At 67.5% G+C, this 18,582-nt stretch carries 17 protein-coding genes; 7 read left to right on the top strand and 10 right to left on the bottom strand.

Annotated features, from left to right (window positions below):
• Nucleotides 1-80: 80 nt before the first annotated feature.
• The 5 genes from ACEN9N_RS06775 to eat form a co-directional block, all read right to left on the bottom strand.
• Nucleotides 81-662, bottom strand: a complete 582-nt coding sequence (locus ACEN9N_RS06775; protein ID WP_495655710.1) for a peroxidase-related enzyme — start codon at nucleotides 660-662, stop codon at nucleotides 81-83.
• Between the two features lie 76 nt (nucleotides 663-738).
• Nucleotides 739-2,001, bottom strand: a complete 1,263-nt coding sequence (locus tag ACEN9N_RS06780; protein ID WP_413312199.1) for an HAD family hydrolase — start codon at nucleotides 1,999-2,001, stop codon at nucleotides 739-741.
• A 193-nt stretch (nucleotides 2,002-2,194) separates the two neighbouring features.
• Nucleotides 2,195-2,983 (bottom strand): ethanolamine ammonia-lyase subunit EutC, encoded by a 789-nt coding sequence (gene eutC, locus ACEN9N_RS06785; protein ID WP_413312197.1) that lies wholly within the window; start codon nucleotides 2,981-2,983, stop codon nucleotides 2,195-2,197.
• Nucleotides 2,980-4,374 carry an ethanolamine ammonia-lyase subunit EutB gene (locus ACEN9N_RS06790; RefSeq protein ID WP_007834491.1) on the bottom strand — a complete coding sequence of 465 codons (1,395 nt, stop codon included), beginning with the start codon at nucleotides 4,372-4,374 and terminating at the stop codon, nucleotides 2,980-2,982. The genes eutC and ACEN9N_RS06790 overlap by 4 nt, the downstream gene beginning before the upstream one ends.
• A gap of 3 nt (nucleotides 4,375-4,377) precedes the next feature.
• A complete protein-coding gene (eat, locus tag ACEN9N_RS06795; RefSeq protein ID WP_413312196.1) occupies nucleotides 4,378-5,805 on the bottom strand; it encodes an ethanolamine permease in 1,428 nt (475 codons plus the stop codon).
• A gap of 145 nt (nucleotides 5,806-5,950) precedes the next feature.
• On the opposite strand from eat, the gene ACEN9N_RS06800 reads away from it, so the two are divergent.
• On the top strand, nucleotides 5,951-6,361 hold the full coding sequence (locus tag ACEN9N_RS06800) for an FKBP-type peptidyl-prolyl cis-trans isomerase (protein WP_413312194.1): 411 nt from the start codon (nucleotides 5,951-5,953) through the stop codon (nucleotides 6,359-6,361).
• A gap of 25 nt (nucleotides 6,362-6,386) precedes the next feature.
• Here ACEN9N_RS06800 and ACEN9N_RS06805 read toward each other — a convergent pair whose 3' ends face one another.
• From ACEN9N_RS06805 to ACEN9N_RS06815, 3 genes are all read right to left on the bottom strand, one after another.
• Nucleotides 6,387-7,988 carry an OpgD/OpgG family glucan biosynthesis protein gene (locus tag ACEN9N_RS06805; RefSeq protein WP_495655711.1) on the bottom strand — a complete coding sequence of 534 codons (1,602 nt, stop codon included), beginning with the start codon at nucleotides 7,986-7,988 and terminating at the stop codon, nucleotides 6,387-6,389.
• A gap of 173 nt (nucleotides 7,989-8,161) precedes the next feature.
• Nucleotides 8,162-9,004 (bottom strand): class I SAM-dependent methyltransferase, encoded by an 843-nt coding sequence (locus ACEN9N_RS06810; RefSeq protein ID WP_495655712.1) that lies wholly within the window; start codon nucleotides 9,002-9,004, stop codon nucleotides 8,162-8,164.
• 97 nt (nucleotides 9,005-9,101) lie between these two features.
• Nucleotides 9,102-10,973, bottom strand: a complete 1,872-nt coding sequence (locus ACEN9N_RS06815) for a sigma-54-dependent Fis family transcriptional regulator (protein ID WP_495655713.1) — start codon at nucleotides 10,971-10,973, stop codon at nucleotides 9,102-9,104.
• 213 nt (nucleotides 10,974-11,186) lie between these two features.
• Here ACEN9N_RS06815 and adh point away from each other — a divergent pair, with 213 nt between their 5' ends.
• The gene (gene adh, locus ACEN9N_RS06820; protein ID WP_413333281.1) at nucleotides 11,187-12,707 is read left to right on the top strand and encodes an aldehyde dehydrogenase; all 1,521 of its coding nucleotides are present in this window, start codon (nucleotides 11,187-11,189) and stop codon (nucleotides 12,705-12,707) included.
• Nucleotides 12,707-13,090, top strand: a complete 384-nt coding sequence (locus ACEN9N_RS06825; protein WP_495655714.1) for a DUF779 domain-containing protein — start codon at nucleotides 12,707-12,709, stop codon at nucleotides 13,088-13,090. The genes adh and ACEN9N_RS06825 overlap by 1 nt, the downstream gene beginning before the upstream one ends.
• Before the next feature lie 170 nt (nucleotides 13,091-13,260).
• On the opposite strand, the gene ACEN9N_RS06830 is transcribed toward ACEN9N_RS06825, so the two are convergent.
• Nucleotides 13,261-14,181, bottom strand: coding sequence for a LysR family transcriptional regulator (locus ACEN9N_RS06830; RefSeq protein WP_495655715.1), 921 nt, complete (start codon nucleotides 14,179-14,181; stop codon nucleotides 13,261-13,263).
• A gap of 128 nt (nucleotides 14,182-14,309) precedes the next feature.
• On the opposite strand from ACEN9N_RS06830, the gene ACEN9N_RS06835 reads away from it, so the two are divergent.
• Genes ACEN9N_RS06835 through ACEN9N_RS06850 form a run of 4 tightly spaced genes read left to right on the top strand, consistent with a single transcriptional unit; the run spans nucleotide 14,310 to nucleotide 17,868 of the window.
• Nucleotides 14,310-15,482 carry a CaiB/BaiF CoA transferase family protein gene (locus tag ACEN9N_RS06835; RefSeq protein ID WP_413312184.1) on the top strand — a complete coding sequence of 391 codons (1,173 nt, stop codon included), beginning with the start codon at nucleotides 14,310-14,312 and terminating at the stop codon, nucleotides 15,480-15,482.
• Complete coding sequence (locus ACEN9N_RS06840) at nucleotides 15,479-16,468, top strand: hydroxymethylglutaryl-CoA lyase (protein ID WP_413312183.1); 990 nt, start codon at nucleotides 15,479-15,481, stop codon at nucleotides 16,466-16,468. Before ACEN9N_RS06835 ends, ACEN9N_RS06840 begins: the two co-directional genes overlap by 4 nt.
• Entirely contained in the window at nucleotides 16,465-16,845 is a 381-nt protein-coding gene (locus ACEN9N_RS06845) for a VOC family protein (RefSeq protein WP_413312182.1), read from the top strand. Before ACEN9N_RS06840 ends, ACEN9N_RS06845 begins: the two co-directional genes overlap by 4 nt.
• Before the next feature lie 54 nt (nucleotides 16,846-16,899).
• Nucleotides 16,900-17,868 (top strand): Bug family tripartite tricarboxylate transporter substrate binding protein, encoded by a 969-nt coding sequence (locus tag ACEN9N_RS06850; RefSeq protein ID WP_413312180.1) that lies wholly within the window; start codon nucleotides 16,900-16,902, stop codon nucleotides 17,866-17,868.
• 33 nt (nucleotides 17,869-17,901) lie between these two features.
• Here the strand turns inward: ACEN9N_RS06850 and ACEN9N_RS06855 are convergent, their stop codons facing one another.
• A complete protein-coding gene (locus ACEN9N_RS06855) occupies nucleotides 17,902-18,468 on the bottom strand; it encodes a LuxR C-terminal-related transcriptional regulator (RefSeq protein WP_007834514.1) in 567 nt (188 codons plus the stop codon).
• Nucleotides 18,469-18,582: the final 114 nt, after the last annotated feature.

Below are 18,582 nucleotides of genomic sequence, written 5' to 3' on the forward strand. Positions count from 1 at the left end.
GATGGCCCAGGGGCATTCGCGCAGAGGAGTACCCGGTGCCCTGTGCACACGCCCTGAACGGACCCCGCATCAAATCAGGCTCACTTCTTCTCGCGCGGCAGCCGCCCCATCAGGAAGAACTCGTTGTTCGGCTGCATGCCGCTGAAGCTCGCCAGCCGGTTGCTCAGGCCGAAGAAGGCGGTGATGGCCGCGATATCCCAGATGTCCTCGTCGTCGAAGCCGTGCGCGTGCAGCGGCGGGAAGTCGCTGTCGTCGATCTCGTGCGAGCGTTCGCAGACCTTCATCGCAAAGTCGAGCATCGCGCGCTGGCGCGGCGTGATAGCGGCCTTGCGATAGTTCACCGCCACCTGGTCGGCCACCAGCGGCTTCTTCTCGTAGATGCGCAGCAGCGCGCCGTGCGCCACCACGCAGTACAGGCACTTGTTGGCCGCGCTGGTGGTGGTGACGATCATCTCGCGGTCGCCCTTGGTGAGCGAGCCTTCCTCCTTGAGCATGAGCGCGTCGTGGTACGCGAAGAAGGCGCGCCATTCGGCGGGGCGGCGCGCGAGACCGAGGAACACGTTCGGCACGAAGCCGGCCTTTTCCTGCACCGCGAGGATCGCGGTGCGGATGTCTTCGGGCAGGTCTTTCAGTTCGGCGAGGGGATAGCGCTCTGCGGCCATGTTGTCTCCGGTGCGGGTTGCTTTGATGGAGCCATCATAGGCAAGCCGCACCGCAGACGTGGAACCGCTCCTTCTCCTACTTGAGTGCCTTGCCCTGCGTCGCACCCAGCGGCGTGTGCAATTGCGACGGCACCCACTCGCCGGTGTTGTCGTTGCGCCCCTGCAGCAGATAGCGCGTGTCGGCCTTGCCGTAGTTCTGCACCGCCATCGCCGAGAACTTGCCGATGTCGGTCTTCGGGTCGCGCAGGCGGTTCACGATCAGCACCTTCTTCGTGTCGGCGAAGTCGGCCATCATGTTCTGGTCGCCTTCGCTGTCGCCGGCCACGAAGCTCGGGCCGTAGCCGTACTTGGCGACGAGGAAGCGCTGGATGTTCTTCGTCTTGCCCGGGCCCTGCGTCTGGTCGTAGCCGCGGCGGAACTCGGGCTGGATCACGCCATTGGCATCGCGCTCCAGTTCCATCGCGAGCACGCGCTCGGGCGGGTTGTTGTAGCCGAAGGCGGGGTTCGACGAGATTTCCTTGATGACATCGACGAACGACGCCGAGCACACCCACACGTCGAAGCCCGCGTTGCGGAAGGCGGCGTACAGCGCCTGTATCTCGGGTTGCAGCCGCAGGCCGTTCTTCCAGCTCACCGACACCACGCCGGCGCGGCCCGGCAGGGCTGCGGGCGACGTCCACTTGACCTTGACGATCGGCTCCTTCAGCTGCCATGCCACCGTGTCGGCCGTGAGCTTGCGCACCTGCGCCTCGGTCATGCCGGCGAAGAGGTAGGTCACCCACGGGTAGGCCGTGTCGTGGTCAAAGGTGTCGCCGATGGCTTCGTAGAGATAGCGCACCTTGGTGGTGAACGCGATGTAGTGCGGATTCAGCTTCACGGCCGCCAGCGGCTGGCTGCCCTTGAGGCCGGCATAGTTCTGATAGAGCCAGGTGTAGCTTGCCACGATGTCGGGCACCACCAGGTCGATGTTGACCGACCCGCCGGCCGCGTTGTTGAACGGCGGGAGGAAGTCTTTCTTCGGAATGTTCTTGCGCAATGCCACCTCGAGCTGCGCGGGCGTGGCGCCGAACACCAGGTTCTCGAGCTGGTAGATCAGCGAGGCTTCCTCGATGTCGAGGAAGACGCTGGTGTTGTCCCAGTCGAAGACGACGTAGGGCGGCCTGGCGGCGTTGTAGCCAGGGCTGTCCTTGCCGAGGCCGGCGATCAGGCCTTCGATCTGCGCGCGGTTGAAGGCGTCCCAGTGGCCGGGCGACAAGCCCTTGGCGGGCGAGAGGCTGGCGCAGCCGGTGGCGACGAGCGCGGTGGCGAGGGGGGTAAGGAGAATGAGGCGGCGTTGCATGCGTTCCCTGTTGTTGTGCGGTGTGGATGGGAAGCACCGAGCGTATGCGGCGCTGGTGACACTTCCGCGTCGACCTACGCATCAGCCGTGCCAGCCCACCGCATGAGCTCACGCTTGCCTCCTGCCGCCTCGACGCTCGCCGCGGCCCGCCGATCTCCACGCCAGCTTCGACACGCCGGGAATTGGAAGGCGTCTAGCCGGGCAGCCCCGGCCTCACCGCACCGGGTTGCTTCAGCACTGCGAGATCGCTCTCGTCCTTGAGCCCGACGCCGGTCAGCCCGCGGCGCAGGGATTCGCGCATCAGCCATGCCAGCTTGAACGCGGCGGTTTCATAGGACAGGCCTTCGGGCCGCACATTGGAGATGCAGTTGCGCTCGGCATCGTGCCGGCCGCGCTTGGGCGAATGCGTGAGGTAGATGCCGAGGCTGTCGGGCGAGCTCAGGCCGGGGCGCTCGCCGATCAGCATGACCGAGAGCGCCGCGCCGAACAGCTCGCCCACCTCGTCGGCCAGCGCCACGCGTGCCTGCGTGGCGATGACCACCGGGGCGAAGCTGGTGTCGGGCGGCAGGTGCGAGCGCAATGCGGCCAGCAGCGGCGCCGCATGGCGGGCGACGGCGAGCGAGGAGAGCCCGTCGCCGATCACGACGCAGACATCGCAGCCGTAGCGGCCGTCGACGAGCAGGCGCGTGGCGTCGTCCTCGTCGAGCTGCCGGCCGAGGTCGGGGCGGCGCAGGTATTCGGTGCGGTCCGCTGCACGGCTGCGTGCGCGCGCCACCTCCCAGTGCTGCGATCGCAAGGCGGCTTCGAGCGCATCGACGTCGAGCGCGGCATGGATGGCATCGCGTGCCATCGCATGTGCCCAGCCAAAGCGCAGCGTCTCGTCGGTCGGCATGCCTGCGCCGGCGCGGCCCAGCGCCAGCCGCGCGGGCGTGGCCGAGCGCCATTGCGCCCAGGGGTTGGGTGTGACCGGTGAATCGCTCATGACGCGAGCGCGGACAGCCCGCTCATGTCGGCCAGCAGCCGGTTGGCAGCAGGCGGCGCCAGTTGCCCGGCCGCGTTGGTGATCTGCATGCGCTGCAGCCAGGCCTCGAATTCGGGCGCGCGCTTCAGGCCCAGCGTTTCGCGCAGGAAGAGCGCGTCGTGGAAGGAGGTGCTCTGGTAGTTGAGCATCACGTCGTCCGCGCCCGGGATGCCCATGATGAAGTTGATGCCCGCCGTGCCCAGCAGCACGAGCAGCGTGTCCATGTCGTCCTGGTCGGCCTCGGCGTGGTTGGTGTAGCAGATGTCGCAGCCGATGGGCAGGCCCAGCAGCTTGCCGCAGAAGTGGTCCTCGAGCCCGGCGCGGATGATCTGCTTGCCGTCGTACAGGTACTCCGGCCCGATGAAGCCGACTACCGTGTTGATGAGGAAGGGCTTGTAGCGTCGCGCCAGCGCATAGGCGCGCGCCTCGCAGGTCTGCTGGTCGACACCGAAGTTGGCATTGGCCGAGAGCGCGCTGCCCTGGCCGGTCTCGAAGTACATGACGTTGTCGCCGATGGTGCCGCGCTTGAGCGACAGCGCCGCGGCATAGGCCTCGTCGAGCAACTCGGGCGTCACGCCGAACGAGAGGTTGGCCTTCTCGGTGCCCGCGATCGACTGGAACACCAGGTCCACCGGCGCGCCAGCCTCGGCAAGCTTGAGCGTGTTGGTCACGTGCGTGAGCACGCAGCTTTGCGTGGGAATCTCGAAGCGCTGGATCACCTCGTCGAGCATGCGAAGCAACTGCCCCAGCACGGGCATGCTGTCGGAAGCCGGGTTGAGGCCGATCACCGCATCGCCCGCGCCGTAGAGCAGCCCGTCGAGCGTGGAGGCCGCCACGCCGCGCAGGTCGTCGGTCGGGTGGTTGGGCTGCAGCCGCACAGCCAAGTGGCCGGGCAGCCCGATGGTGTCGCGAAAGCGCGTGACCACGCTGCATTTCTTCGCGACCGATACCAGGTCCTGGTTGCGCATGAGCTTGGACACGGCCGCGACCATCTCGGGCGTGAGGCCCGGTGCCAGCGCGGTGAGCGTGGCGGTGGTGGCCGCTTCGGACAGCAGCCAGTTGCGCAAGTCGCCGACCGTGAGATGCGCGACCGGCGCGAACGCCTGCGCGTCGTGGCCGTCGATGATGAGGCGCGTGATGTTGTCGCTCTCGTATGGAATCAATGCTTCGGTCAGGAACTGCCTGAGCGGCGTCTCGGCCAGCACGTGGCGCGCGGCCATGCGCTGCTGCGCGGTGGCCGCGCCGATGCCCGCAAGGTAGTCGCCCGAACGCGCCGGGCTCGCGAAGGCCATGACCTGCCGCAAGTCGTCGAAGGCGAAGACATGGCTGTCGATGGTGGTGCGGTATAGCATCTGTCAGGCGGCGGTCTTCGAGGAAGACAGCATCTCGTCGGGCGCGGCCGCCTTGCGCTGCGCCGAGGTCAGCAGGAAGTAGCCGTACGCCGCTGCCATCAGCACGATGAACAGCAGCGTGAGCATGCCGTTGAACCACACCATTGCGCCCAGGCACACGACGCCGAGCCCAAGCGCAATGGCCGGGAACACGGGGTAGAAGGGCGCGCGGTAGGTGCGCAGCAGGTTGGGCTCGGTGCGGCGCAGCTTGAACAGCGCTGCCATCGAGATCAGGTACATCACGATGGCGCCGAGCACGGCCATGGTCACGATGTTGGCGGTGAGCGTCTGGCCGCCGAACTGCACCCACTCGTCGCTGAAGATCGCGACCACGCCGATCACGCCGCCGGCCAGTAGCGCGCGGTGCGGCGTGTCGAAGCGCGGGCTCAGCCCGGCGAAGTAGCGCGGCAGGTACCCCGCGCGCGCCAGCGCGAAGATCTGGCGCGAGTAGCCCATGATGATTCCGTGGAACGAGGCGATCAGCCCGAACAGCCCGATCCACACCAGCATGTGCAGCCAGCCGCTGTTGTCGCCCACCACCGCCTTCATGGCCTGTGGCAGCGGATCGTTGATGTTGGCGAGCTTGCGCCAGTCGCCCACGCCGCCCGCGAAGATCATCACGCCGAAGGCCAGCACCACCAGCGTGACGATGCCCGTGGTGTACGCGATGGGAATGGTGCGGTGCGGATCGCGCGCCTCCTCGGCCGCCATGGCCGCGCCCTCGATGGCGAGGAAGAACCAGATCGCGAACGGAATGGAGGCGAAGATGCCCGAGATGGCCGCGCCGTTGAGCACGCTGCCGCCGGCCCAGCCGTTGGCCACGAAGTTGGCCATGGTCCAGCCCGGCGTGACCACGCCCATGAACACCAGCAGCTCGACGATGGCCAGGATGGTGACGAACAGCTCGAAGGCCGCCGCGATGCCCACGCCGATCCAGTTGAGCCCGATGAAGATCACGTACGCGCCCAGCGCGAACCACTTCGGGTTGATGCCCGGGAACTGCACGTTGAGATACGCACCGATGGCCAGCGCGATGGCCGGCGGCGCGAAGACGAATTCGATCAGCGTGGCAAAGCCCGCGACGAAACCACCGTTCGGACCGAAGGCGCGCCGCGCATAGGCGAAGGGCCCGCCCGCATGCGGAATGGCGGTGGAGAGCTCGGTGAAGCTGAAGATGAAGGTGGTGTACATCGTGGCCACCAGCACCGTGGCGACGAGGAAGCCGAGTGTGCCGGCCGTGTTCCAGCCGTAGCTCCAACCAAAGTACTCACCCGAGATGACGAGGCCCACCGCGATGCCCCAGAGCTGGACGGGACCGAGCACTTTCTTGAGATGACCGGTGCCTGAATGGGCGGGCGTCGTGCCCGTGCTGGCGGCTGCGGTGGAGTTCATGCGGCTTCCTCTCTTCGTGGATGTTGACAGTGCACATTCCGCAAAGCAAGGGCTGTTCCAACACGCGCATCGGTCCCGAATATCCCCTTACAGGCCTGGCCGGCCGCTGGCCATAATCGACGACTTTCAACCTCCGAGGTCTTTCGTGAAGTCTCTTCTCTGCGCCGCAATCGTGTCCGTTCTCGCCGCTCCCGCCGCCTTTGCGCAATCCGCGCCGGTGACCACGCCCAGCGGCCTGGTCTACCAGTCGCTCAAGGAAGGCACCGGTGCCTCGCCTGCCGCGACCGACACGGTCAAGGTGCACTACCGCGGCACCTTCCCCGATACCGGCAAGGAATTCGACAGCTCCTACAAGCGCGGTGAGCCCACCGAGTTCCCGCTCAACGGCGTGATCCCGTGCTGGACCGAAGGCGTGCAGAAGATGAAGCCGGGTGGCAAGGCCAAGCTGACCTGCCCGCCGTCGATTGCCTACGGTTCGCGCGGCGCGGGCGGCGTGATTCCGCCGAACGCCACGCTCAATTTCGAAGTGGAACTGGTGTCGGTTACCAAGCGCTGATTTCAGGCTGCAGCCCCGCCCGCAGTCAGACTCCCGGCTGGTACTGATACAGCCAGGTTTCCGTAAGCGTCTTGTCCCCCGTCTTCAGGTAGAGCCGCATGTCGACCGGCTCGTTGCCTTCGGGCGTGAAGTCGAACTGCGCGCGCCAGTGGCCCGGCACGCCGTTGGGCACGGCCTCGGCGAAGATGTACGAGAACTTGCCGCGCGCCGCCGTCAGCACCACCTCGGGCTTCACGCCGAAGGGCACGGTGGTCAACGGTTGGCCGACGAACTCGACCATGAACTTGCGCACGCCCTGCGGTCGCGGCTGGCCCGGCTGTCCGCCGCGGCCGATGCGCGTGGCCACGCAGCGCGCGAGCGGCGACGGAAACGGCTCCTGGTCAGTCCAGTGCAGCCGGTACTGCAGGCTGTAGCTCGCGCCCGCCTTGGCATCGGCCTTCGGCACCCAGAAGGCGACGACGTTGTCGTGGATCTCGTCGTCGGTCGGAATCTCGATGAGCTGTACCGAGCCTTCGCCCCAGTCGCCCAGTGGCTCGATCCACAGGCTCGGGCGCTTCTCGTAGCCCACGCCGTCCTGGTAGTGGTCGAACGCGCGGTCGCGCTGCAGCAGGCCGAAGCCACGCGGCCTGGTGTCCGCGAACGCGGATGCGCGCGTCTGCGTCGGGTTGTTGAGCGGGCGCCAGATGCGCTCGCCCGCGCCGTTCCAGATCGCGAGGCCGTCGGAGTCGTGCACCTCGGGGCGCCAGTCGATGGCCGTGGGCTTGATGGTTTCCGAGTACCAGTACATCGACGTGAGCGGCACCAGGCCCAGGCGCGACACGTCGCGGCGCAGGAACATGCGCGCGTCGATGTCCATGATCACGGCCTTGGTGCGCTGCATGACGAACTTGAACACGCCCGTCACGCTCGGTCCTTCGAGCAGCGCGTAGACCGTCATCGAGGTGGTGTTGTTCGCGGCCGGCGTCTCGAAGTAGAAGCGCGTGAAGCTCGGGAATTCCTCGGGCTTGTCGGGCACCGCCACGTCGAGCGCAATGCCGCGCGCCGACAGCCCGTACTGGTAGAGCTCGCCGATGGCGCGGAAGTACGAGGCGCCGAGGAACGCGACCCAGTCGTTCTTCTGCCAGTCGAGCTTGGCCTGGTCGCCCAGCCGGCTCTCCTGCAGGCGAAAGCCCGCGAAGCCCGCGCCCGGCGGCAGCGCGCGCGCGGGGCTGTCGGGCGGCATTGAGAAGTAGGTGGGGCTGTAGAGCACCTCGCGGGCGAACGCATCGCCGTCGGTGTTCTCGAGCACGTGCATGCGCACCGGCGTCTGGAAGAAGCGGCCGAGGTGGAAGAAGGTGACCGGGAACGCGCCGGGCCCGTCGCGGAACAGGGCGTTGGCGACGTCGAACTTGATCTTGCCGTGTGCGTCGTAGTCGATGCGCTCGAGCACCTCGGGGGCCAGCGGCGCCGCGGCCGCATAGGGCCTTGCGGCGAGCGACTTCGCTTGTGCGACCAGCGCGTCGAAGGAGAAGGGAGCGGGCTGGCTCAGTTGCAGTCCGTTGGCGGCAAGCGCCTCTTCGGGCAGTCCGAGGGCGGCGAGTGCGGCAGCGGCTCCGCCGGCGGCAAGGAAGGATCGGCGATCAAGCATGTGGTTCTTGAGGGTTGCGAATCTTTGGGGGAAGAAGGGAAAGCGGCGGAAACGACAGCGCATTTTCCGCGAATGGGAACACCGGCGAGCTTGGCCCGGCGCGGGATCGAACCGCGTCAGCCATCCAGCGCAAGCCGGGCCGGACAAAGCCGGCAATTCACGAAATTGTGCGTTTATGTATCGGCCTCGTTCTCCGCCTTCAACGCGTAGAGCGCATACAGCGGTACGCCCAGGAACAGCATCACCATCGGCGCGAACAGCGTGTAGGGCAGGCCGGCGCCTTCCAGCACGCCGTAGGTGGCGGCCAGCCGCAGGCGCGGATGGGGTTGCGTCAGCTCGGCCGGCCGATGGATGCCCCAGTGGAACTCCGCGCCGGTCGCGCGCACCGAAGGGTGCTGCTTCGCGTGGCCCACCGCGAGCCAGCACAGGGCGTCGAAGACCAGCATCGAGCCCGCAGGCGCGCGTTCGCCGAAGGTGGCGAGCACCGCCTGCACCTGCTCGGGCTTCAGGTACATCAGCACGCCTTCGGTGAACAGGAACACCGGCCGCGCATTGCGCCTGCGCGGCAGGCCCAGTTGCTCCCACCAGCCGGGCGCGGTCAGGTCGAGTTCGCGCAGGTCGTGGCGTTCGTTGGCTTCGGGGATCAGCTCGCGGCGCAGTTCGAGCACTTCGGGCAGGTCGGCGTCGGTCATGCGGGACTTGCCGTCGTCCAGCCACTGGAAGTAATGGCTCAGGCCGCAGCCCATGTTCACCACGCGTGCTCCGGGGTGCTCCTTGAGGAAGTCCTGGGCCAGGCTGCGGAAGCGCCGCGTGCGCGAGAGGATGCCGTAGATGGTTGCCCGGTCTTCCGGCAGCGCGCTGCCGTCGTCGCGGATCTGCTCCAGGATGCCGGCGGCGTAGGCGTCCCGCACGGCCATCTGCGGAAAGATGGCGTCGCCCGAGGCCCGCGCAGCGAGGGGAATCCGCAAGGTGGAAGGGACGGCCGAGAGGCGCTGTGCCTTTTTTCTGGTGGTCATGAATGCGAGGGCGAGGCCATGCGCAAAGTCTGGCCGCTGCGGCATGGCGGGGCAAGTCAGTCTTTGGTTGTGCGGGCGGCCTCCGCCGGCCGCCCTGTCAGTGCCCGGAAGGCTTGCCGCGCTGGCGTGCGAGATGGCGGTAGATGGTGCTGCGGTGAACGCCGAGGCGGCGCGCGGCCTTCGCCACGTCGTGCTCGCAGGCCTTCAACGCCTCGTCGATGGCGTGGCGTGTGATGGCCTGCAGCGGCTCGGCATGCGCAGGGGCGCACTCGAGCGGGTCGTCGGGCAAGACGGTAGGCTGCGCGCCCAGCAGGTGCGCGGGCAATGCGCTCGCCGTCACCGAGTCGCCCGTATCGGCCAGTGCCACGATGGCGCGCAGCGTGCTGCGCAGCTCGCGCACGTTGCCCGGCCAGCGGTAGGCGGCCAGCACTTCGAGTGCGTCGTTTTCCAGCTGCAAGTGCTTGGCCGCGCCGCCCGCTTCAAGAAACAGCCGCGCGATCAGCGCGTGCCGGTCGTCGCGCCGGCTCAAGGGAGGCAGGGCGACGGTGAACCCCGCCACGCGATACATCAGGTCGGCGCGGAAGCGTCCGGCCTCCACCAGCGCCGGCAGGTTGCCGTGCGTGGCGCAGACCAGGTCGAAGTCCACCGCCACCCCGTGGCCGCCGCCCAGCGGCGTGACCACGCGCTCCTCCAGCACGCGCAGCAGGCGCGTCTGCAGGGCCAGCGGGATCTCCGCGATCTCGTCGAGGAACAGCACCCCGCCATGCGCTTCGCGGATGCGGCCCCCCATGCCCTTGCGCTTCGCGCCGGTGAAGGCGCCTTCCTCGTAGCCGAACAGTTCGGACTCGATCAGCGTCTCGGGCAGCGAGGCGCAGTCCACCGCCACGAAGGGGCCCGTGCTGCGGCGGCTCGCGGCGTGCAGCCGGCGCGAGAAAACCTCCTTGCCGCTGCCGGTCTCGCCGTTGACCAGCACGGAGACGCCTTCGTTCAGCACCCGCACGGCCTTGTGCAGCAGAGGCTGCACATCGTCGGTTTCGGGCTCGGCCACCGCGCGCCGCGTGGGCGTGCGCGAACCGCCGGCCGCATGCGAACGCTCCATCACCGTCGCGATCTGCCGGCCGCCCGGCAGCGTCAGCAGGCTGCGCCGGTGTTCCATGCGCGGCCAGTTCGCGCCGAGAAAGGCCTCGGCGTCCAGTTCGAGAAGACCGTCCCACGAGCGCCCGAACAGCTCGAGCGCCACCCGGTTCGCCGCGACGATGCGCCCGCCCTCGATCACCATCAGCCCTTCGCGCGCGGTGCCGATCAGCGCCGGGCGCGCATGGAAGCGCAGTACGTGGCCGTTGGCCTCGGCCAGCATCATGCGGTGCTCGACCTGCTGCGCCGCCATGCGCACCAGGCCGAGCGCATGCGTGTTCACGCGCACCGTCTCGCCCGAGATGTCGAGCGCGCCCGCCAGTTCGCCGCGCCCGGTGAAGATGGGCGCTGCCGCGCATCCGAGCGTTCCGTTCTGCGCCAGGTAGTGCTCGGCGCCCAGCACCATCAGCGCCTCGCGCTCCGCCAGCGCCGTGCCGATGGCGTTGGTGCCCCGGTTGCGCTCCGACCATTCCACGCCGGGCTGCAGCGCGATGCGCTCGGCCTTGGGCAGGAAGTCGGCGCTGCCGACCTCCTCGAGGATCAGGCCGCTGGCATCCGACAGGATCACCACGCAGCCGTTGCCGACCGCATGCTCGGCCAAGCCGTCGAGCTCGGGCTGCGCGCAGTTCAGCAGCCGCATGGCCTGCTCGCGCCGTTCGCGCAGCAGGGCCAGCGCCATCGGCTCGGGGTCCGTGGCCTGGTGGCCGACCGGTCGGCAGCGCTGCCAGGAGCGCGAGATGTGCGGGGCGATCCACGGCGCGGGATCGCAGCCTTGTCCAAAGAACAGTTCGCGGGCCTGCGCCACTTTGATCGACGGCAACTGCGCTGCGCTCATGCGTGTCTCCGAGAGGTTTTCGCCTTGTGCGACATCCTAGTCGCCATGTTCGCGCGGACATGTCGCATATTGCGAATGAAAACCCCCTGCGGCATGCGATGCCCAGGAGGAAGTACCCAGGGAATGTACCGATCCGGCCGGGTACGCGGCTTGCGATTGCTCAAGCAGGTCGCCGCATGTCGCGGCGCCGCCAGCAGCAAATGGAGACAAGTCATGGACATGCTCGAACCGGGCAAATTCGGCACCGCGGTGCCGTTCAAGAAGCGTTACGGCAACTACATCGGCGGCGAATGGGTCGCGCCGGCGGACAACCAGTATTTCGAGAACATCACGCCCGTCACAGGCAAGGTTTTCTGCGAAGTGCCGCGCTCTACCGCGGCCGACATCGAACGTGCGCTCGACGCCGCGCACAAGGCCAAGGGCCCCTGGGGCCGCACCTCGACCACCGAGCGCGCCAACATCCTCAACAGGATTGCCGACCGCATGCAGGAGAACCTGCCCATCCTGGCGGCAGCGGAGACCTGGGACAACGGCAAGCCCATCCGCGAAACCACCGCGGCCGACCTGCCGCTGGCCATCGACCACTTCCGCTACTTCGCCTCGTGTGTGCGCTCGCAGGAAGGCGGCATCAGCGAGATCGATCACGAAACCTTCGCCTACCACTTCCATGAGCCCATCGGCGTGGTCGGCCAGATCATTCCGTGGAACTTCCCGATCCTGATGGCCGTGTGGAAGCTGGCGCCCGCGCTGGCGGCCGGCAACTGCGTGGTGCTGAAGCCGGCCGAGCAGACGCCGGTGTCGATCCTCGTGCTGCTGGAGGTCATCGGCGACCTGCTGCCGCCGGGCGTGCTGAACGTGGTCAACGGCTTTGGCGTGGAGGCGGGCAAGCCGCTGGCGTCGAGCAACCGCATCGGCAAGATCGCCTTCACCGGCGAGACCACCACCGGCCGGCTGATCTCGCAGTACGCGAGCCAGAACCTGATTCCGGTCACGCTGGAGCTGGGCGGCAAGTCGCCCAACATCTTCTTCGCCGACGTGATGGACAAGGACGACGCCTTCTTCGACAAGGCGCTCGAGGGCTTCGCAATGTTCGCGCTGAACCAGGGCGAGGTCTGCACCTGCCCGTCGCGCGCGCTCATCCAGGAGTCGATCTACGACCGCTTCATGGAGCGTGCGCTGAAGCGAGTGGCAGCCATCAAGCAGGGCAGCCCGCTCGACATGGCCACCATGATCGGCGCGCAGGCCTCCGGCGAGCAGCTAGAGAAGATCCTGTCGTACCTCGACATCGGCAGGCAGGAGGGGGCGAAGGTGCTGATCGGCGGCGAGCGCCAGCGGTTCGAGGGCGACCTGGCCGACGGCTACTACGTGAAGCCGACCGTGTTCCGGGGCCACAACAAGATGCGCATCTTTCAGGAGGAGATCTTCGGCCCGGTGGTGTCGGTCACCACTTTCAAAGACGAGGAAGAGGCGCTTTCCATCGCCAACGACACCCTCTACGGCCTGGGCGCCGGCGTGTGGAGCCGCGACATGAACCGCGCCTTCCGCATGGGCCGCGGCATCCAGGCCGGCCGCGTGTGGACCAACTGCTACCACCACTACCCGGCGCACGCGGCCTTCGGCGGCTACAAGCAATCGGGCATTGGCCGGGAGAATCACAAGATGATGCTCGACCACTACCAGCAGACCAAGAACCTGCTGGTGAGCTACAGCGAGAACAAGCTGGGCTTCTTCTGATGAGCTCCACCGGCGACGTCCTGCGCGTCACCGCGACCGATGCCGCGCTCGCGCTGATCGACAGGCTCGCCGCAAAGCACGGCCCGCTGATGTTCCATCAGTCGGGCGGCTGCTGCGACGGCAGCGCGCCCATGTGCTATGCCCAGGGCGAGTTCATCGTGGGCGACTACGACCGGCTGCTGGGGCACATCGGCGGCATGCCGTTCTACATCAGCGGGCCGCAGTTCGAGTATTGGCAGCACACGCAACTCATCATCGACGTGGTGCCGGGGCGCGGCGGCATGCTCTCGCTGGAAGGCCCCGAGGGCGTGCGCTTCCTGACGCGCTCGCGGCTTTTCACCGACGCGGAATGGGCCGTGCTGGAAGCCGAGGAGGCGAAGTAGGGCTGCTGCAAAGGGTGCGGCCCTGTCGCCACCGAAGTCACGCCCGACAGCCGCGAGCAGCATGTTCTTCCGCAGCGGGACATCTTCGATCGCGCGAATGCGCCGCGCCATGTAGGCATTGATTGCGAGCAGGAGGGCGCAAGCGCCGAGCAGAATGAATGTAGACATCGTCATGCGCTGGCCTGTTTCAGGAGTTGCCCGACCAGCAAGAGGGCCGCGGGGGAGAGATCGGCACCCGTCTTCGTCGCCATCAGCAACCGCCGGGTGGCCCATGCATCCTTGAGCCGCACGACCTTCAGATCGAGCGCCTCCACCTGCGCCTTGCACGCCGCCAGCGGCACCACGCCGATGCCGAGGTTGGCCGCGATCATGTGGCACATCGCGTCGAAGCTGCGCACTTGCACGCGCAGGCGCATCGGAATGCCTGCCTGCTCGGCCGCGCGCGAGGTGAGTTCGAGCAACGAGCTGCTGCGGTTCAGGCCGACGAACTCGTGCGCGAGACAGGTCTTGAAGTCGGCCTGTTTCACGCGGCTTCGCGCCAGCGGATGCGGCTTCGCGCACAGCACCACGAGCTCGTCGGTCTGGAAAGTCTGCACGTCGAGGCCGTAGGCGGGCGTGTTCTCCGCGAACACGCCGACATCGGCAAGGCCATCGACCAGCGCACGCACGATGTCGCCGCTCAGTTGCTCCTCGACCTCGACACGGATGTCGGGATGCTGCGCGAGAAAGGTCGCGAGCGTGGTGGGCAGGAACTCCGTCAGCGCCGACATGTTGGCCCACAGCCGCACATGGCCGCGCACGCCGCTCGAGTAGTCGCCGAGCTCGTTGCTGAACTGCTCGAAGCCCTGGAAGAGCCGCATCGCATGCTGCATTGCCACATGGCCTGCCGGCGTGAGCGCGATGCCTTGAGAGCTGCGCTCCAGAAGTTTCGATCCCGTCGCCGCCTCGAAGTCCGAAAGCCGCCGGCTCGCGGCAGAAAGCGCAAGGTGGCATGCTTCCGCGCCCTTGGTGATGCTGCCGGACTGGGCCACGGCGCAGAACAGGCGCAGCGTCACGAAATCGACACGAGCGGGGTTGATGGGGTTGGCCATCGGCGGATTCTAGGGAGAACACAGGTGGCCTTCGCGTTTCGCGAAGGACCGCTGCCGCCAAAGCAATTCCACGTTCCGCGATCCGTTCCTAGAGTCGGGCCAGCCCAACAAAGGAGACGGACGCGGACATGAATGCACTCGAAGGCCTGAAGGTGCTGGAGCTCGGCCAGCTCATCGCCGGCCCCTTCGCCGGCAAGACGCTGGCGGAGTTCGGCGCCGATGTGATCAAGGTCGAGCCGGCCGGCGTCGGCGATCCGCTGCGCAAGTGGCGGCTGCTGCGCGACGGCACCTCCGCGTGGTGGGAAGTCCAGTCGCGCAACAAGCGCTCGGTGTGCCTGGACCTGCGCAGCGCCGAAGGACAGGAGGCCGTGCGCGCGCTGGCGCTCGAAGCCGACGTGCTGATCGAGAACTTCAAGCCCGGCACGCTCGAAGGCTGGGGCCTGGGCTGGGAAACGCTGCATGCGCTGAACCCGCGGCTCATCATGCTGCGCATCTCTGGCTACGGGCAGACGGGCCCCTACCGCGACAAGCCCGGCTTCGGCGTGCTCGGCGAATCGATGGGCGGGCTGCGCTACCTGAGCGGCGAGCCGGGCCGGGTGCCGGTGCGTGTGGGAGTATCGCTGGGCGATACGCTGGCGGCGCTGCATGGGGTGATCGGCGTGCTGACCGCGCTGCACCATCGCACGGCTCACGGCGGCGAAGGGCAGTTCATCGACGTGGCGCTCTACGAGTCGGTGTTCAACGTGATGGAAAGCCTGCTGCCCGAGTACGACGCCTTCGGAGCCGTGCGCGAGCGGGCCGGCAGCGCATTGCCCGGCATCGCGCCGACCAATGCCTACCGCTGCGGGGACGGACACTACGTGCTGGTGGCCGGCAACGGCGACAGCATCTTCCGCCGCCTGATGCGAGCTATTGGCCGCGAGGACCTGGAGAACGACCCTGGGCTCGTGCACAACGACGGCCGCGTGCTGCGCGTGGAAGAGATCGACGCCGCCATCGAGGCATGGACGCTGCAGCGCAGCCGCGACGAGGTGCTGGCCGCGCTCGACGCGGCGGGCGTGCCGGTCGGGCGCATCTACACGGTGGCCGACATCGCGAGCGACCCGCAATACCAGGCGCGCGGAATGATCGTGGAGGCACCGAGCTCCGACGGTTCCACGCTCAAGGTGCCGGGCGTGGTGCCCAAGCTCAGCGCCACGCCGGGGCGCATCGCGTACCCCGCGCCTCGGCTTGGCGAGCACGACGGCGATCTGCTCGGCGCCGGATGGCCCGCGCGACGCGCGGAAGGAGTGGTGGCATGAAGACGGGCGACGGCAAGCGGCTGTTCATCAACGAAGTCGCCACGCGCGACGGCTTCCAGATGGAGAGCCGCTTCATTCCCACGGACGACAAGATCGCGCTGGTCGACCGGCTGAGCGGATTGGGCTACGCCAAGATCGAAGTCACGTCCTTCACTTCGGCGAAGGCGATTCCCGCGCTGCGCGACGGCGAAGAGGTGATGCAGCGTGTCGCCCGTCGCCCCGGCGTGGTCTACACCGCGCTGGTGCCCAACCTGCGAGGGGCGGAGCGTGCGCTGGAGAGTCGCATCGACGAGTTCAACATCGTCATGTCTGTGAGCGAGACGCACAACCTCGCCAACCTGCGCATGGCGCGGGAGCAATCGTTCGCGCAACTGGCCGGCGTCATCGCGCTGGCGAAGCAGGCCGGTGTGCCGGTGAACGTGTCGCTGTCGTGCGTGTTCGGCTGCCCTATGGAGGGCGAGGTGCCGCTGGCGACGGTGCGGGGCTGGATCGATCGCTTCGCAGCGCTCGATGTGCAGGGCGTCACGCTTTGCGACACGACGGGCATGGCCTATCCCACGCAGGTGGGGCAGGTCTGCGAAGCCGTGATGGCGAGCCACCCGGCAATGGAATGGACGGCCCATTTCCACAACACGCGCGGCATGGGCCTCGTGAACACGGTCGCCGCCGTGGAAGCCGGCATCCGCCGGCTCGACATGTCGCTCGGCGGCATCGGCGGCTGCCCCTACGCCCCGGGCGCGACCGGCAACGTGGCGACCGAGGACGTGGTCCACATGCTGCAATGCATGGGCTATGACACGGGCATGGACCTCGCCGGCCTGGTCGCCGCCGCAGCGGAGCTGGAGGCGCTGGTAGAGCACGAGCTGCCGGCCCAGGTCTCGCGCGCGGGCCACCGGCTGACGCGCCATGCGCCGCCGCCCGATTTCAACGACACCGTGGCCCGCGCCAGGGAGCGCGGGCACGCACCGAAGGAGCTGCAACCATGATCGACCACCTGGACCACCTCGTACTGACCACCGCGCACGAGGAAGCCTGCATCCGTTTCTACGTCGACGTGATGGGCATGGCGCTGGAGAGCTTCGGCGCCGGCCGCAAGGCCTTCCGCTTCGGCAACCAGAAGATCAACCTGCATGTGAAGGGCCACGAGTTCGAGCCGAAGGCGCAGTTGCCGACGCCCGGCTCGCTGGACCTCTGCTTCATCGCCAGCGCGCCGCTCGACGAGGTCATCACCCGCCTCGGCGAGAAAGGCGTGCCGATTCTTGAAGGGCCGGTGATGCGCACCGGCGCCACCTCGCGCATCCGCTCGGTCTACGTGCGCGACCCCGACCTGAACCTGATCGAGATCTCGGAGCTGTCGCCCTGAGGGCACCGCCCGAAGACGGCAGGCAAGCGAATACAAAACCACCGGAGACAAACCATGAAACCCATTCACCGCCTTCTCGCGGTCGGCCTCGCTCTGGGCGCTCTGACCGCCTCGGCCAGCGACGCCTGGCCTTCGAAACCGATCACCATGGTCGTGCCGACCGCGCCCGCCGGCTCCACCGACATCATGGCGCGACTGGTCGGCGACCCGCTGCAGCGCGCGCTGGGCCAGGCCGTGGTCGTCGACAACAAGCCCGGCGCCAGCGGCAACATCGGCACCGAGTTCGTGGCGCGCGCCGCGCCCGACGGCTACACGCTGCTGATGCAGTACTCGGGCTACCACGTGGGCAACCCCTCGCTCTACCCGAACATCCGGTGGAGTCCCACGAAGGACTTCGTGCCGGTGGCGATGGTGATGCGCGCGCCGCACGTCGTCGCGGCGAGCGGCAAGCTGCCGGTGAAGTCGATGAAGGAGCTCATCGAGTACGGCAAGAAGAAGGAGGGCGGGCTCTTCTACGCCTCCTCTGGCAGCGGCTCGATCCAGCACATCGCGGGCGAGCTGCTGTCGCGGCAGACCAGGCAGGCGATGACGCACGTGCCCTACAAGGGCTCGGGGCCGGCGATCAACGACCTGATCTCGGGCAACGTGGACATGTTCATCACCACGCCACCCTCGGTCATCGGACATTTCGCGGGCGGGCGCATCAAGCCGCTGGCGTACACGGGCAGCAAGCGCCATCCGTCGATGCCCGACGTGCCGACCTCGGCCGAGGCAGGGCTGCCGGGCTACGAGGTCGAGTCGTGGTTCGCGGTGTTCGCGCCGGCGAAGACGCCGCCGGAGATCGTCAACAGGCTGAGCGCGGAACTCCGCAAGATCGTGGAGAGCGAAGCCTTCCGCAAGAAGGTGGACGAGCAAGGCGCCTTCGCGACCTACATGGACCCGCCGACGCTCGCGAAATTCGTCGACCAGGAGCTGGCGGCGTGGTCGAAGGTGATCAAGTCGGCGGACATCAAGCCCGATTGATTCGAAATACGGGCACGACCGGCTACAGCTTGACTAGCCCGCGATCAGCTTCTGCACCAGTTCCGCGGTGGTCGCGGCCGCGTACTTGCGCATCAGCCGGGCCCGGTGCAGTTCCACCGTGCGGTGGCTGATGCCCAGCGCCTTGCCGATCTCCTTCGAGGTCAGCCCGCGCATCACTTGCGCCGCCACCTCGCGCTCGCGCGGCGTGAGTTCGGCCTTGACGGCGCGGCGCGAGCCCAGGTCCTCGAAGGTCCAGATGCCGGCCTCGTGCGGCGCGGCGCGGTTCATGGCGTGGCCGGTGACGTGGCACCAGAAGGTCTCGCCGGCGATGGCGCCGTGCAGTCCGCCCAGGCGCTTCATCATGCGGTTGTCGGCGTAGTGCCCGCTGGCATTCAGAAAGGGCTCCATGCGCTTGCCGATGCGCTCGAACTCGACCACGCTGGGGTACAGGATGCTGAACGAATGCCCGACCAATGCGGAGGGCGTTGCGCCAAAAATCTCGCACACGCGAACGTTGCAGGCCACGATGGTGCGGTTGCTCGACACCACCATGCCGACGGGCGCGTGTTCAAAGGCCAGCCGGTAATCGATCTCGGGCATCGGGGGTCACCATTACGAAATACTACGTATGCGAGTAGGTAGTATCGTTCAGGGCTTTCCCACCTCTCTCCATTCACCCATCAAGGAGCCCGAGTGAACAAGATTTATCCCACC

The organism is Variovorax sp. Varisp46, assembly GCF_059491885.1.